The following is a 13,910-nucleotide window of genomic DNA, read 5'->3' on the forward strand; positions in this document are numbered from 1 at the left end:
AGACTAACCGAGGGCGCAGGCTGACGTCATCTGCGCTGCTTGCCAGCGCGGAATTGCCAGCAGGCGTCATCTGGAAGTCAGTTCATTGCTGGACGAACTGACTAAATACCGGAATACCAGAATGCCGGCGTGTCGCGATGGCCAATGCCATCCATGCGCCGCAGCACGCGTGTCAGAGGCGTACGCGCCGTTGGCATTCAGCTGTGGGCGATGGGTAGGTTGACCGCCGGCAGCATTTGCCGACGGGTATCGATGCGATCGGTTGTTGCCGGCAGCGTCGCTGCCAGCACATTGCAAATTTGCTCGGCGGTGGCGCGATGCGAGGTCAGCTTGCCGCCAATCAGACTGAGCAGCCGTGGTTGTTGCGGCCGGTCGGTCAGCAACACCGATTCGCGTGGGCGCTTGAAGGCATTGCCGCTGCCTTGCGGCAATACCCGCAGTCCGGACCAGCTGTCGATGATGTCTTCACGGCGAAAGGTCGGCGCGAAATAGTGGTTGTGGGTGCGCAGCAGGTAATCCATCTCCGCGTCATCCGGCGTCGCCGTGGCCGGGTTGCCGGTGAACGGGCTTTCGGTGGTGCCGACCAGCCGCTGGCCGCGCCAGGGCATCACAAACACTGCCCGGCCATCCTCGGCCTCCAGGTAATAACAACCGCGCTGCGGCGGCTGTGGCAGCACGATATGCGAGCCCTTGACCAGCTCGATGGCCGGCAACGCCTGGGCCGGCTGGACCGTGGCCAGCAACTCCCGGACCCAGGGCCCGCTCAGATTGGCGACCGCCCGAGCCTGCACCCGTACCGACTCGCCGGCGGCGTTCCGGTAGGTCACCGAGGCCCCGGATTCGCTCAGGGCGAGGCTTTCGACGGTGCACCGATAGCGGAGCTCGGCGCCCATCAGCTCGGCGCTGGCCAGCACGGCAGCGGTCAGCGGCGCATCGTCGGTTTGGGCATCGTGATAGCTCAGCAGGTACATGCCGCGCCGGGTCAGCAGGCCGTCGGTCTCGCCGTGCCGGGCCTTGAGCCGTTGCGGCCGGCTACCACCCAGCAGCCAGTACAGCAGCAACCCGCAATGGACCAGCCAGCCCGGTCGCCGCATGCCATCCCGGACCGGGATGAAAAAGCGCTGCTTGTGCACCAGCTGCGACGCGGTCCGCAGCAGGATGCGCTGCTCGCGCAGGCATTCGTAAACCAGTTTCAGTTGTCCGGTTTCAAGGTAGCGCAGGCCACCGTGGATGAGTTTGCTGGAATGCGACGACGTAGCCGCCGCGGCATGGCCATATTGCTCCAGCACGATCACCCGCCAGCCGCGTGCGGCCGCTTCGCGGGCGACCGCAGCGCCATGGATGCCGGCGCCGATCACGAGCAGATCGCAGTCGAAATCTTCTGGAGGTGGGGTCGGCATCATTCGATAATCGAGCGGAGTGTTGGTCTGATTATGGCAGACACGGGCGCGCAAACCACACCTTCGTATCCGTGCTTGTAACCGAGCCGAATGCGGGTACTGATACCGCGCGTGATCAGTGTCTGCGGCCACGACGTGAGCAAGGCATGAGCGGAAATCGTGATGAACTGTTGGCACGGCGCCGCGCGCTGCAACTGCGACAGCAGCGTGACGCGCAGCGGAATCGTATTGCCCGGGAGTTGGCGGCATTGGATCAAGCCGGTGCCAGCTATGAGTTGATTTGGCCAGATGCCGTCAACGCCATCTGGATCGGCCAGCGCTTTCCCCAAATGGGTAGTCGCATTGATTGGTCAGCCGTGCCCGATGTCAGTGTGCAGCGCTGGCATGACGGGCAGGATCGCGAGCAACTCTGTCGCCAATTGTTGCGCCATTATGCTGCCGAAGAGACGGCCCCGATCCTGGCAGTCTGGGGTGATGCGGAAACGCCGGCCCTGTGCATGACGGCGGCCGAGTGTGCACGACACTGCGCAATTTTGCTCGATGCCGATTTCGAACTATGGCTGTCGTCAACATCAGCAGCGTGGCTGATGGAGTGGCAAGCGGAAGGGGTCGTCTATGCGGGAAGACTACCACCTCAATCATAACGACAAGAGTAAGGTGGTAGTTCTCGATTGTCTGTGCCGATCAGCGCTTACAACCGGCGTTGCAATCGCTGGCCAAAAAAGCCGTCGGTGTGGTGCTTATGCGGCAATAAAACCAACTCGCCGCGCTCGCGCAGATTCGCGGCCAGGATCGGATCCAGTGCGTCGAATGCCGCCAGAATCCCTTCGTCCTGATGATCCGAGCCGTCGATGCCGACCCGGACAAAATCCGGATGCGTCGCCAGAAATGCCTCGACCACAGCTTGATTTTCCTGTGCCAGCAACGAGCAGGTCGCGTACACCAGCCGACCGCCCGGTTTCACCAGATGGGCAGCGCCAGTCAGAATCGACAACTGCTGATCGTGCAGCGAGGCGATGTCCATGACGCGCCATTTCATGTCGGGGTTGCGGCGCAGCGTGCCGGAGCCAGAGCAGGGCGCATCAACCAGCACCGCATCGGCTTCGCCGTAATAGCCTTTCAGTGCGTCATCATTTTCACTGCTGAGCGGCAGCAAGCGAACGTTGTCGAGTTGGGCGCGGATCAAGCGCGGCTTCATTTTGTCGAGCCGATAGGCCGCAACATCGCAAGCCACCAGATTGCCTTTGTTGTTCATCAACTCGGCCAGGTGCAGCGTCTTGCCACCGGCACCGGCGCAGAAATCGATCACGGTTTGCCGCGGTCGCGGGCTGACCAGCCAGCCGACCAATTGGCTGGCTTCATCCTGCATTTCAAACAGGCCGTCCTTGAACTCCTTGGTGTTGAACAGCGGACCGCGCTGGGCACGGCGCAAGCCCCACGGTGACAGCGGCATCGGGCTGCAATCAAACGATTGCTCGGTGAGCCGTTTCTGCACGTCGTCGCGACTGATCCGGCGGGTGCTGACCCGCAAATCCACCGGTGCCGGTTCGTTCAGGGCGCGGGCCAATTTTTCGGCCTCGTCGTCGCCCAGTTGTTGCCGAATTGGTTCGGCAAGCCAGTCCGGTAAATTTAGCCGATCGGCGAAACTCAAGCTGCTTTTGTCGAAGCTGCGCACCGCCTTGATCAACGCGGTGGAACGGTCTTTGAAGTCTGTGTCTTCCAGCGCCCGGCCGCTCCAGCCAAGGACCGTAATCAGGTACGTTGCGACCAGCGTTTCTGCCTCAAAACGCAGCCCGACAAACGGCCCGGTGCCGGCGCTCAGCGCGCGCAATTCGCGCAATCGGCGCAGGCAGCCATAAACCGTTTCAGCGGCAAAACCGCGATCTTGCGAGCCCATTTCGCGGTGTGCCTTGAAGTAGCGATCCATCAAGGTATCGGCTGGCTCGGTGATCGGCAAAATGCTGGCGAGCAGCTCACTGGCTTGGCGAAAACGGGTGCGGGCGAAACGCGGTTCTTGGTTGTTTTCAGACTTGTTTTTGCTGGACATCAGGACGGATTCCCGTTGCGAGTGATGTGACAAGATCACGCCGTTATCACTGTCGTTGCCGGCAGCGATAACGGAGTGGAAGAGAGGACTATTTGGCGCTGGTGCGCAGCCATTCCGCCAATACCACGGCAACCGCGCAGCTGACATTCAGGCTTTCGACAGCGCCGCTGCCGGGGATTTTGATCGTGGTAGTGGCGTGTTCCAGAACAAAATCGGACAGGCCGCTGTGCTCTTCGCCGAACCAGATCACCGCGCGCTTTGGCAGTTTTTTATCGAACAGCCCGGTCTCGGCATCGCCACTGGTGGCGAGCAGTTCAAAACCGGCTTCGGTGAGCTTGGTAAAGCTTGCCGCCAGATCGCGATATTCCACCAGCGTCAGCGCTTCAAAGCCACCTTCGGCGGTGCGGGCAACGGCACCGCTGTGCACCGGCGCGCCAGCGTTGACCAGCACGGCATCGACGCCGAAATGGGCCGCGGTACGCAGGATGGCACCGAGGTTGTGCGGGTTGCCGACGTTTTCCAATGCCAGCACCCGACGCGAGCCTTTTGCCGGCACAGTGGCCAGCCACTCATCCAGCGTTTGGGTGACGCGTTTGCGCACCAGAAAGCAAACGCCTTCATGGTGTTCGGTTTCGGCGGCGCGGGCCAGCTCATCATCGGGAATGATGTGATAGGCGAGCCGTTCATTGACGCAATGCTTCATCACGTCAGCAAATTGCGGGGCGCGGCTCTGGGTCAGATACACCCGGATCAGATCCTGCGGACGCACGGCGAAAAACGCCTTGCAGGCATTGACGCCATGAATGCGGGTCTCGTCGCGACGCTGGGCATTTTCCGGTTTGACCGGCGCGCTGTCGGTGCTGCTTTCAGCTGCAAACTCGTCGCGATCAAAGCGTTCGCGGCGCGGTGCATCTCGCTCGGTCCGGTCGAAGCGTTCGCTGCGATCAGGTCGTTCGCTACGCTCACCTCGGTCGACAAAGTCAGGCCGCGGCGGCCGATCAAAATCGCGCGGGCGCTCATCACGGGGACGATCGTCGCGTGGCCGGTCAAAATCACGACGCGGCCGATCACCGCCGTCACGCGCTGCACGTTCTTCGCGCGGCCGATCGCTGCGTGGACGGTCATCGCGCGGTCGATCGCTACGGGGACGGTCATCACGAGGGCGATCATCACGCGGCCGGTCATCACGAGGACGGTCACTACGCGGCCGATCGTCGCGTGGCCGGTCGCTACGAGGACGGTCGTCACGCGGCCGATCACTGCGTGGGCGATCGTCAAAGCTGCGCCGGTTGTCGTTGCCGCGCTGGCCCGGATCGCGATTGCCAATGTTGTCGTCTTCCGGACGCCAGACCTGAATGCTCGGATCCCTGCCTGGACCGCGTGGCCGGACACTGCGGTCACCACCAGGGCCACGATTGCGGTCGGCGTACGAACGCTCGCCACCACCATTGCGATCCCGATCGCCAAAGCTGCGACCGCCGTCGCGGCCGGGACCCGCGCGATCATCGCGGCGTGGTCCACGACCCGCCGGGCGGGCGCTGTCGCTGCGCGGGCCGGCGGCATTGCGCTGGGCCTGGCGTTCTTCATCAAAACGGGTCTTCGGCCGGTCATCGTTGTCGTGACGGCGCGGACGATCACCGTGATCAGTTCGCCGTGGTCCGGAAGAACGGGGTTTGCTTGGTTTCATGCCAGCTCCGTGCTGTGTTGAGCAAATGAGGTTCGCGTTGCGCGCGCCATTCGGTGGTTCAGTGCTGCTCTGCCAAATTGGCCAAGGTCGTTATCAATCGTCGAAATTCATGCCGACATCCGAGCTGATCGAGCTGTCGATATAGCGGTCGAAATTCATGCCGGTTCGTCGTACCCGGCAGCACCCAAACGGGCATTTCCTGACGCTCGGCCAGCACCGCGTCGGGGCCACTGGCGAACCCGATGCAAAGCAACAGGGGTGCGTTTGTGCGGCGTTTGTGTGGCGCTTGTATGTAAGCCTTGTGTCGGGTCAAATCAGGCGTGCCAGTCGTGACGGCTTGGTCAACGCCAATCAAAATTCCTGCGTGATCGGCGTCGTCGCGGACACGGATCGGTTCAGGTGCTGTTCGTCGCGTGGCGACGAAACGGGTTAGCGGTTCACGCCAGTTCCGAGCTGTCGTGAGCCAGTCGTGCACGTAATTCGGCAACCGCTTGCGTGCGGTGCTCATGCAGGTGGTCGGCCAGCTTCTGGCCTTGCAGGCCCTGATCGAGCAGGGGTTGAACCGGCACGGCGCGGACCGCTGCCAACGCCTGTTGCCAGTAGGCGCGCTGTGGATAGGCGCGCTCCAGCCAGCCTTCACGGCCGCGGTAATCGGCTTCGCAGGCCAGCAGCAATTCCTGGAAGCGCTCCGGCCGACGCAGGGCGTCGCTTTGCATCAGGACTTTCAGCACCGTGCCCGGGCGCAGCTGGAAGCCGCGATGAAAGTGTAGATGAAAGCGCGAGGTCAGCACGGCGAGATCGCGAAACTCGTTCGGCAATTTCAGCCGGGTGGCCAGTGCCTCGATAATCGGCACGCCCGCTTCTTCATGACCGCGGTGGCTGGGCCAGAACTGCGCCGGTGTCACACCCTTGCCAAGGTCGTGGACCAAAGCCGCGAAGCGGACCCGGATATTGTCGCTGATCCGGCAGGCAACCGCGAGCACCATCAGCGTGTGTACGCCGGTATCGATCTCTGGATGCCACTGGGCCGGATTCGGTACGCCCCACAGGCAATCCAGCTCGGGAAAGATGATTTTCAGTGCGCCGCAGCTGCGCAGCACCTCGATATAAACACCGGGTTCGTCTTCGCTGAGGGCCTTCGCAGTTTCCTGCCAGACCCGCTCCGGAGTCAGGTGGTCGAGCTCACCGTCGCGAACCATCTGCTGCATCAGCGCCTGCGTTTCCGGGGCAACGGTAAATCCGAGTGGCGCGTAGCGGGCGGCAAACCGGGCCACCCGCAGCACCCGAACCGGGTCTTCGGCAAAGGCCGGCGAGACGTGGCGCAGCAGTTTTTTGTCGAGATCGGCGCGACCGTGATAGGGATCGATCAGGGTGCCGTCATCATCCAGCGCCATCGCATTGATGGTCAGATCGCGGCGCTGCAGATCGGCTTCCAGGGTAACGTCGGGTGCGGCGTGCATGACAAAGCCGCGGTAGCCGTGACCGCTTTTGCGCTCGGTCCGGGCCAGCGCGTATTCGGCCCGCGTCTCGGGATGCAGAAACACCGGAAAATCGCGGCCGACCTGGGTGTAGCCCAAGGCCAGCATCTGCTCGGCGGTGGCGCCGACGACGACATAATCGCGTTCCGTGACACGGCGGCCGAGCAGTTGATCGCGGACGGCGCCGCCGACGAGGTAACTCTTCATGCCGGCATTCTACCCCGAGCCTGCGGCGATGAGTTGTGCAGATCGGTGTGGGCAGCGCCGACGGCGGCTGTCGCGCGGCCCGCGTGTCCGCGTGGTTTGGCCGGTATGACGGAAGCCGGTCGGCGAGTATCATGGCCGTCCCACCGACATGCCGCGACTGCACGACCGATGTATCAGGGCCAGCCGATCTATCAGGATCATTACGGTTTGCGGGAAACCCCGTTTTCCATCGCGCCGGATCCGCGCTTTCTCTATTTGAGTGGCCGCCATCGCGAGGCGCTGGCTCACCTTTTATATGGGGTCGGCGTTGGTGGCGGCTTTATCTTGCTGACCGGCGAAGTCGGCACCGGTAAAACCACACTCTGCCGCTGCCTGCTGGAACAATTGCCGGAAAACGTCCGGCTGGCTTACGTGCTGAATCCGCGGCTGTCGCCGGTCGAGCTGTTGCAAACCATCATCGACGAGCTGCATATCGCGCCGCCGGATGCCAAGACCAGCCTGAAAGCCTTGACCGATGTGATCGCGGAACGGCTGCTGGAAAATCATCGCCGCGGTTTGAGCACGGTGCTGATGATCGATGAAGCGCAGCACCTGTCGCTGGAAGCGATGGAGCAGGTCCGGTTGTTGACCAATCTCGAAACCAACGAGAAAAAACTGCTGCAAATCATTCTGATTGGCCAACCGGAATTGCTGGAGCGTTTGGCGCAACCGGAATTGCGTCAGCTGGCTCAGCGCATCACCGCCCGTTACCACCTGCTGCCGCTCAATCTCGCCGAAACCGGCGCCTATGTTTTGCACCGGCTGCAAGTGGCGGGTGTCCAGCGCTCGCCCTTTACCGGCAATGCGCTGCGTGCCCTGCATTATTTTTCGGCCGGCATTCCACGTTTGATCAACACCATTTCTGAACGGGCCCTGCTCGGTGGTTATGCCCGCGAAAAAGATCGCATTGATGAAGCCATGTTGCGACAAGCGGCGCGTGAAGTCTTGGGCGATCTGAGTTATGCGCGCCGGGCCGCCGGCCGGCGCGCCGTCTGGCCCTGGCTTGCTGCAGGTGGCGGTTTGCTGGCTTCAGCGCTGGCACTGGCATTGTGGTGGTCGCCGGGGGGCAAACAACCTGACGCGGCTCGCACGACCGCGACAGAGGTGGCGCGCGGCAATACCGATATCGTGAGTGGGAACGATGCTGCGCAGAACAGCGCCGCGCCCGATGCCACGACGGTTGCCACCGGTAACGAAGCATTGGCCTTGGCGCTGCTCGGAGACGTCGCGCCGGATCGGCGCGGCGATCTGGCGGCGCAGGAATTGCTGACCCAGTGGCAAGGTGAATACGAGCCGCTGCGGGACGGCCCGTTCTGCAGCCATGTCGAACAATACCGCCTGCGCTGCGAAAGCGGATTCGCCGATCTGGCGCTGCTGAAAACCTACAACACGCCTGCGTCACTGAAGTTGCTCGCCGGCGAGCGTGGTCCGTTCTGGGTCAGTCTGGTGGGCATGACCGAGCAGCGCGCGCTGATCCGGTTTGGTCAGCGCGAAGCGGAGTTGTCCTTGCCACAATTGCAGCAACTCTGGTCTGGCGAATATCAGCTGCTCTGGCAACCGCCAAACGGTTACAGCCGGCCACTCAGCGAAGGCATGAGCGGACCGCAAATCATCTGGCTCGCCACTGCGCTCGCCAGCGCCAATGGTGGCACCGCTGGTGCCGCCAGCGCCCGCTTTGACAACGCAATGAAACTGCAGGTGCAACAATTTCAGCGCGAGCACGGTCTGATGCCCGATGGTGTTGCCGGTGTGCAAACCTTGATCGCAGTGCAGGCTAATGATGAACGGCAACCGCGCCTGCATGTGCCGGCACTGCCTAGCCAGAATCTGTCCGATGCCGGTGGCAATGCACCGGCTGCGCAACTCAGCTATTCGGTGGAGAGTCGCTAAATGTCGTATTTGCTGGAAGCGCTGCGCAAATCAGAACGCGAGCGACAGGAAAAAACCGCCGTGCCGGATCTGCAGACCCCGACGGTCGAGTGGGAAAGCGCAGAAGAGCCGCGCCAGCGTTCACCGTGGCTGACGGTTGCGGTCATTGCGATTTGCCTGAACACGATTTTGCTGGCGCTGCTGGTCTGGCGTTTTGGTTTTGCCGGCAACGACAATGCCCGCGCTGATCGGGATTCGAACGCGTCGGTCACCACGAATCCGCCGCCGCAACCAAGCAATGCCGCCGCCGCGATGCCGCCGGTGATTGTGGTGCAGCAGCCGGCCAGCGCCAACGAGGCCATCGTGGTGCGGGACCGGCCACGTCCGGAGCTGATTACGCCGAATTCCGCGCGCCAATACCCGCGCAGCAGTGGCGATGAAAGCCGCAATGGCCAATATGATTCCGGTTCGATGACGAGCTCGCAAACAGGCTCGCAAGCAGGTACGCAAGCAGACAGGCAAGCAAGCCAGCAGGCCTTCACCCAATCCGGACCACAACCGGCACAGCGCGATGCCAATCGCGAGCAAAGCAGCAGCACCGGTTTTGCTGCAGGCAGCGACAGCGCGGACGGCAACACGGCCGACAACCGCGCTGGCAATGACAACGCCGATGACGGCAGCGAGGCGACGCCCAGTATTCACAGCTTGCCGTTGGAGATTCGTCAGCAGCTGCCCATCCTGACCATGAATTCGCATATCTATGCCAGCAATGCGCGCGACAGTTTTGTCATGATCAATGGCAGTGCGTTCGGGCCGGGCCAAGCCATTGTCGCCGGCTTGAAACTGGTCGCTGTGGTGCCGGAAGGAGCCGTGCTCGAATTCAAAGGCCATCGATTCCTGTTGCCAGCGCTGGCCAGCTTCAGTCCCTAATCAGAGAGCAACAATCAACGACCATTTGTCAGGATTGTGCTCGGCGACGGTTGTCGACGCCGGCTGGCTAATGGTTCAATGCCTGCATACCTTGAGCGTGCGCCGGCGCGCCTCACCACGGATGGACCTTCCGACACCATGACGGCCGCTGTTTCGTTTGCGCACCCTGCCGAATCGTATTCTCGTTATCCGTCGCTGGATTTGATCCGTGGTATCGCTGTGCTCGGCATTCTGTTGGTCAATATCTGGGCCTTTTCGATGCCGTACGCGGCCTATCAGAATCCGGCGGCCTATGGTGATTTGCACGGTGTCAATTTTTTTGCCTGGTGGTTTGCGGCCGTTTTCGCGCAGGAAAAATTCATCACGCTGTTCTCGGTGTTGTTTGGCGCGGGCATGGCGCTGTTTTTCGACCATGCCAGTGCACGCGGCGCCGCCGCGATGTCGCTGCATTATCGGCGCCTGCTGGTCATGCTCTGGTTCGGCATGGCGCATGCGTATTTGCTGTGGTTTGGCGATGTTTTGGTGCTGTATGCGATCTGCGGCATGCTGCTGTTTCCGCTGCTGCAAGCCAGTCAGCGTAGCCTGTTATTGGCCGCGGGCAGTTTGCTGCTGCTGCAGTTTGCCTTGTTTGCGCTGCTCTGGTTCAGCGTCAGCCAGCAGGGTTCGGAGGCGATCACCGAGTCAATGAAATATTGGCTGCCAGACGCTGACGCCGTTGCCCAGAATCTGGCGATCTATCGCGGCGGTTGGTGGCAGCAGATGGCCGACCGGGTGCCGGAAGCCTGGGACGGTCAGGCCTCGACGCTGCTGTTTTATGGTCCGCGGTTGTTGGCGCAGATGCTGCTCGGGGTGTTGCTGTATCGCAATGGCTTTCTGATTGGCCAATGGTCGGCACGCCGCTATTGGCGCATTGGTCTGATTGGGCTGGCATCCGGTTTGCTGCTGGTGATCGTCGGCGTCCAGAAGCTGATCGACAGCCAGTTCAGTTTTGATGCGAGCCTGATCATGGGCAATCACTGGAACAGTGTCGGCTCGCTGCTGCTGGCAGCTGGTTATGCCGGTTTGACCATCGGCTGGAGCCAGCGACCGGCGCCGGGTTGGTTGCGCAGTGCGCTGATCGCCACCGGTCGAATGGCGTTCAGTAATTATCTGTTCACCACAATCATCTGCACGACGATATTTTATGGCCACGGTCTGGGCTGGTATGGCTATCGGGATCGTGCAAGCTTGTTGTTGATGACAGTAATCATCTGGGTGGTATTGGTTGCTGGTTCGGTGTTCTGGTTGCGGCGTTACCAGCAGGGCCCGCTGGAATGGTTATGGCGCTGGTTCAGTTACGGCGTGCGCCCGGCGTTCCGGCGCACCGAGCCGCAGCGCTGAGCTGCGGTTGTGTTTGTTCATGACCACGCCCGATACACGCTCGCAACTGCAATATCAGCTTCAACAAGTGATTAATCCCGCACTGGCCTTACTCGATCTGCGTTCAGCGCAGCCGTATCAACAAGCTCATCACGCAATCGCCACACATCTGCCGCAAGCTGATCTGGTGCTGCGCCGGCATGAGTTGCCATTGCCGGGCACGCCGCTGCAACTGGCCCACGATGATCTCAGCGAATTGCTGCAACTGGCCCGGCAGTTGGCGGAATGGGGCTACCCGATTGCCCAGACGATATGGATTACGCCAGCCCTGCTGCAGCAATGGCAACAGCAATCGGTGCTGCGTCAGGGCAGCGAATCGCGGCAACTGTGGCAAGCCAACAGCAGTTTGCGGCGGGCACTTGCCGAGCTTGGCAATCCAGTCCGTTTCAGCGGGATCGACTCCGACGCACCGCGAGCGCTGGATCTGGCGTGTGGCAGCGGCCGTGATGCGCTGGCGCTGGCTGCGTGTGGTTACTCGGTATTGGCGATCGATCACAAAGCCGATGCCTTGCAACGCTTGCTGACCAGTGCCGCCGCGCTGAACTTCCGTATTGAAACCCAGTGCGCGGATATCGAAGCGCCGACCTTTACGCTGGCGCCGGAAAATTTTGTCCTGATCAGTGTCGCGCGTTATTTGCACCGACCCTTGCTGCCACGGCTGCGCGAGTGGCTGGCGCCCGGTGGCCTGCTGGTGTACGAAACCTTTGCTCGCGGCGCAGAAAAATTTGCTGGTCCGAAGCGACCGGAATTCTTGCTCGAGCCCGGTGAGCTGGCGCAGCACTATCGTGACTGGCAGATCCTGCACGATCGCATCGAACCGCTGGCCGATGGTCGCCCCATGCAATCCTTCATTGCCCGCAAACCGCAGGGCTGATTCGCGCATCTTGTGCGTCTTGCTTGCTCAGCAACGCAACGTGCCAGCGCGCCAGCCGGCGAAGTCATCGCCGCTGACTATACTTGCTGGATACCGCGTAACTGGGGATGTCGGTGAAAGCGCGCTCGATGCAGTGGCTGATCGTGGTTGGCAGTTTGGTACTGCTGCTGGCGACCTACAGCGTCTATCGACAGGTACTTCAGTACAGAAATGAATGGCTGCAGGCCTCGGCGCGGGAAGTGACCGGCACGGCGCAGGAAATTGGCCATCGTCTGCAGGAACGTCGGCGCAAAGTGGAAACGCTGCGATTGATCGTCGCGGAAGTATTGGCCGAGCCCGGCAGCAACAGCGCCCGACGTGAGGGCTGGCAACAGGATGACAAAGGGTTTTATCAAGTGGATCCGCCGGGTGATGGCGCCGCGAGCCGTCTGGGTCGCATCACCGGTGCTGGCGTGCTGCACGCCGATGATGGTTTGCTCTGGCAAGAGCTCGATGCCGTCAGGCGGCTGATGCCGCTGTTCCGGCTTGGTCATCAACAAGACCCGGCGATTCCCTGGATCTATTTCATTTCGGCGCGTGATTTCATTTTGTTGTATCCGTGGTCGTCACTGGCCGACTTTCGCTATGACAGCAGCATCAAGCAGCAAGAGTTCTGGGTCGCGATCATTCCGCAGCAAAATCCCGAGCGGCGTTTTCGCTGGAGCGCGGCCTACAACGATCTGGCCGGCAAGGGCATGATGATTACCGCCAGCGCGCCGGTGTACGTTGCCGATGCGTTTCGCGGTGCCGTTGCGGTGGATTTTACGCTGGCCGAATTCAATGACTTGCTCGGCAGCGCCGATTACGAAGGTGCCTCGGTGCTGTTGTTTGACAACCGAAATCAACTGGCCGCGCGCAGTCGCGATATCGACACCGCTTTACTGGCCACAGCCAGCAGCGCCTTGCCGATCGCCTTGCAGGACTGGCCCACTGGCGTCACCACGTTTCAGTTTGAACAGCGAGGCGACTGGTATGCGCTGCGCATTCCGCTGGATGAAGGCGCCACCACCCTCTATGCGATACGCCGGGTTGATGCCGTCTGGTGGCAAGCGATTCGACTGGCGATGCCGTTTGCCTTGCTGATTGTGCTCGGCGCGCTGCTGCTGGTGTTGCTGGTGCGCTCTGAGCGGGCAGCCCGGCAAATCGAACGGCTGACGATTACCGATGGCCTGACTGGCGCGTTCAATCGTCGCCACTTTGATGCCGTGTTCAGCATCGAACAGGAGCGGGCGCAACGCGCCGGCCGCTGGTTTGCCGTGCTGATGATCGATGTCGATCATTTCAAGCGTTACAACGATCGCTACGGCCATCTCGCTGGCGACGACGTGCTGCGCAAAGTCGCGGCGGCCATGACCATGGCGATTCGTCGCGGCGGTGACATGTTGTTCCGTTGGGGCGGTGAAGAGTTTGTCGTGCTCATGTCGGTCGATGGCCCGGACAATGGCCGGGAAATTGCCGAGCGGGTGCGCCAGGCGGTGCAGGAATTGAACATCGAACACCTGGACAGCAATCATCAACGGCTGACCGTGTCGATGGGTCTGGCGCTGACGGCCGATGCGCTCGCGGCCAGCCGTGATGCCATGATCCGCTGCGCCGATCAGGCGCTGTACCAAGCCAAGGCCGGCGGCCGTAACAACCTGCAGGTCAGCGAGTTGCCGCCCGGCGCTGCGCGCGCTGCTTGAGCTATCGATGCGGCATCACGAGACTGGCTGGCGACATCGGCCAGCAGAATCGCAGTTTGCGAAGAGCCGCCAGCGAACGCCAGCCTGCAAGAAAACACCTGCGAAAGCCTGCCAGCCAAAACCGCCTGCGACAGTTTGCCGCAGCCGATTGGCCGGCATTGCTGCAATCCAGATGCCGTCGCGCACCGGATCGGCGGTAGCATGGCCGGCATCCTTCCCTGACCATGGCGAGCTGTTCC

11 protein-coding genes are annotated in these 13,910 nt (G+C 61.7%); 6 read left to right on the top strand and 5 right to left on the bottom strand.

The annotated features are described in order from the left end of the window. Positions 1-197 precede the first annotated feature (197 nt). On the bottom strand, positions 198-1,403 hold the full coding sequence (locus tag HPT27_RS05210) for an FAD-dependent oxidoreductase (RefSeq protein WP_172239916.1): 1,206 nt from the start codon (positions 1,401-1,403) through the stop codon (positions 198-200). A gap of 143 nt (positions 1,404-1,546) precedes the next feature. Between HPT27_RS05210 and HPT27_RS05215 the strand changes: the two genes are divergently transcribed. After that, a complete protein-coding gene (locus tag HPT27_RS05215; RefSeq protein ID WP_172239919.1) occupies positions 1,547-2,044 on the top strand; it encodes a hypothetical protein in 498 nt (165 codons plus the stop codon). 47 nt (positions 2,045-2,091) lie between these two features. Here the strand turns inward: HPT27_RS05215 and HPT27_RS05220 are convergent, their stop codons facing one another. The 4 genes from HPT27_RS05220 to HPT27_RS05235 form a co-directional block, all read right to left on the bottom strand. After that, a complete protein-coding gene (locus HPT27_RS05220) occupies positions 2,092-3,447 on the bottom strand; it encodes an RsmB/NOP family class I SAM-dependent RNA methyltransferase (RefSeq protein WP_172239922.1) in 1,356 nt (451 codons plus the stop codon). An 88-nt stretch (positions 3,448-3,535) separates the two neighbouring features. Beyond that, positions 3,536-5,134 carry a tRNA/rRNA methyltransferase gene (locus HPT27_RS05225; protein WP_172239925.1) on the bottom strand — a complete coding sequence of 533 codons (1,599 nt, stop codon included), beginning with the start codon at positions 5,132-5,134 and terminating at the stop codon, positions 3,536-3,538. Between the two features lie 58 nt (positions 5,135-5,192). Continuing rightward, positions 5,193-5,642, bottom strand: a complete 450-nt coding sequence (locus HPT27_RS05230) for a hypothetical protein (protein ID WP_172237156.1) — start codon at positions 5,640-5,642, stop codon at positions 5,193-5,195. After that, on the bottom strand, positions 5,572-6,819 hold the full coding sequence (locus HPT27_RS05235; RefSeq protein WP_172239928.1) for a multifunctional CCA addition/repair protein: 1,248 nt from the start codon (positions 6,817-6,819) through the stop codon (positions 5,572-5,574). The genes HPT27_RS05230 and HPT27_RS05235 overlap by 71 nt, the downstream gene beginning before the upstream one ends. Before the next feature lie 168 nt (positions 6,820-6,987). On the opposite strand from HPT27_RS05235, the gene HPT27_RS05240 reads away from it, so the two are divergent. From HPT27_RS05240 to HPT27_RS19585, 5 genes are all read left to right on the top strand, one after another. Beyond that, positions 6,988-8,748, top strand: a complete 1,761-nt coding sequence (locus HPT27_RS05240) for an ExeA family protein (protein WP_172239931.1) — start codon at positions 6,988-6,990, stop codon at positions 8,746-8,748. Continuing rightward, entirely contained in the window at positions 8,749-9,657 is a 909-nt protein-coding gene (locus tag HPT27_RS05245) for a general secretion pathway protein GspB (RefSeq protein WP_172239934.1), read from the top strand. It begins immediately after the preceding gene. 138 nt (positions 9,658-9,795) lie between these two features. Continuing rightward, positions 9,796-11,037, top strand: a complete 1,242-nt coding sequence (locus HPT27_RS05250) for a DUF418 domain-containing protein (RefSeq protein ID WP_172239937.1) — start codon at positions 9,796-9,798, stop codon at positions 11,035-11,037. A gap of 19 nt (positions 11,038-11,056) precedes the next feature. After that, positions 11,057-11,950: a methyltransferase domain-containing protein gene (locus HPT27_RS05255; protein WP_172239941.1), complete on the top strand. Its 894-nt coding sequence runs from the start codon at positions 11,057-11,059 to the stop codon at positions 11,948-11,950. Positions 11,951-12,063: 113 nt separating this feature from the next. Further along, a complete protein-coding gene (locus tag HPT27_RS19585) occupies positions 12,064-13,671 on the top strand; it encodes a diguanylate cyclase (protein ID WP_172239944.1) in 1,608 nt (535 codons plus the stop codon). The last annotated feature ends 239 nt before the right edge of the window (positions 13,672-13,910 follow it).

This window comes from Permianibacter fluminis, from assembly GCF_013179735.1.
Lineage (GTDB): Bacteria > Pseudomonadota > Gammaproteobacteria > Enterobacterales > Permianibacteraceae > Permianibacter > Permianibacter fluminis.

Bases quoted from the DNA above. Each gene is read 5' to 3' on its own strand.
- HPT27_RS05210 (WP_172239916.1), bottom strand. From the start codon at position 1,403: ATGATGCCGACCCCACCTCCAGAAGATTTCGACTGCGATCTGCTCGTG.
- HPT27_RS05215 (WP_172239919.1), top strand. From the start codon at position 1,547: ATGAGCGGAAATCGTGATGAACTGTTGGCACGGCGCCGCGCGCTGCAA.
- HPT27_RS05220 (WP_172239922.1), bottom strand. From the start codon at position 3,447: ATGTCCAGCAAAAACAAGTCTGAAAACAACCAAGAACCGCGTTTCGCC.
- HPT27_RS05225 (WP_172239925.1), bottom strand. From the start codon at position 5,134: ATGAAACCAAGCAAACCCCGTTCTTCCGGACCACGGCGAACTGATCAC.
- HPT27_RS05230 (WP_172237156.1), bottom strand. From the start codon at position 5,642: ATGAGCACCGCACGCAAGCGGTTGCCGAATTACGTGCACGACTGGCTC.
- HPT27_RS05235 (WP_172239928.1), bottom strand. From the start codon at position 6,819: ATGAAGAGTTACCTCGTCGGCGGCGCCGTCCGCGATCAACTGCTCGGC.
- HPT27_RS05240 (WP_172239931.1), top strand. From the start codon at position 6,988: ATGTATCAGGGCCAGCCGATCTATCAGGATCATTACGGTTTGCGGGAA.
- HPT27_RS05245 (WP_172239934.1), top strand. From the start codon at position 8,749: ATGTCGTATTTGCTGGAAGCGCTGCGCAAATCAGAACGCGAGCGACAG.
- HPT27_RS05250 (WP_172239937.1), top strand. From the start codon at position 9,796: ATGACGGCCGCTGTTTCGTTTGCGCACCCTGCCGAATCGTATTCTCGT.
- HPT27_RS05255 (WP_172239941.1), top strand. From the start codon at position 11,057: ATGACCACGCCCGATACACGCTCGCAACTGCAATATCAGCTTCAACAA.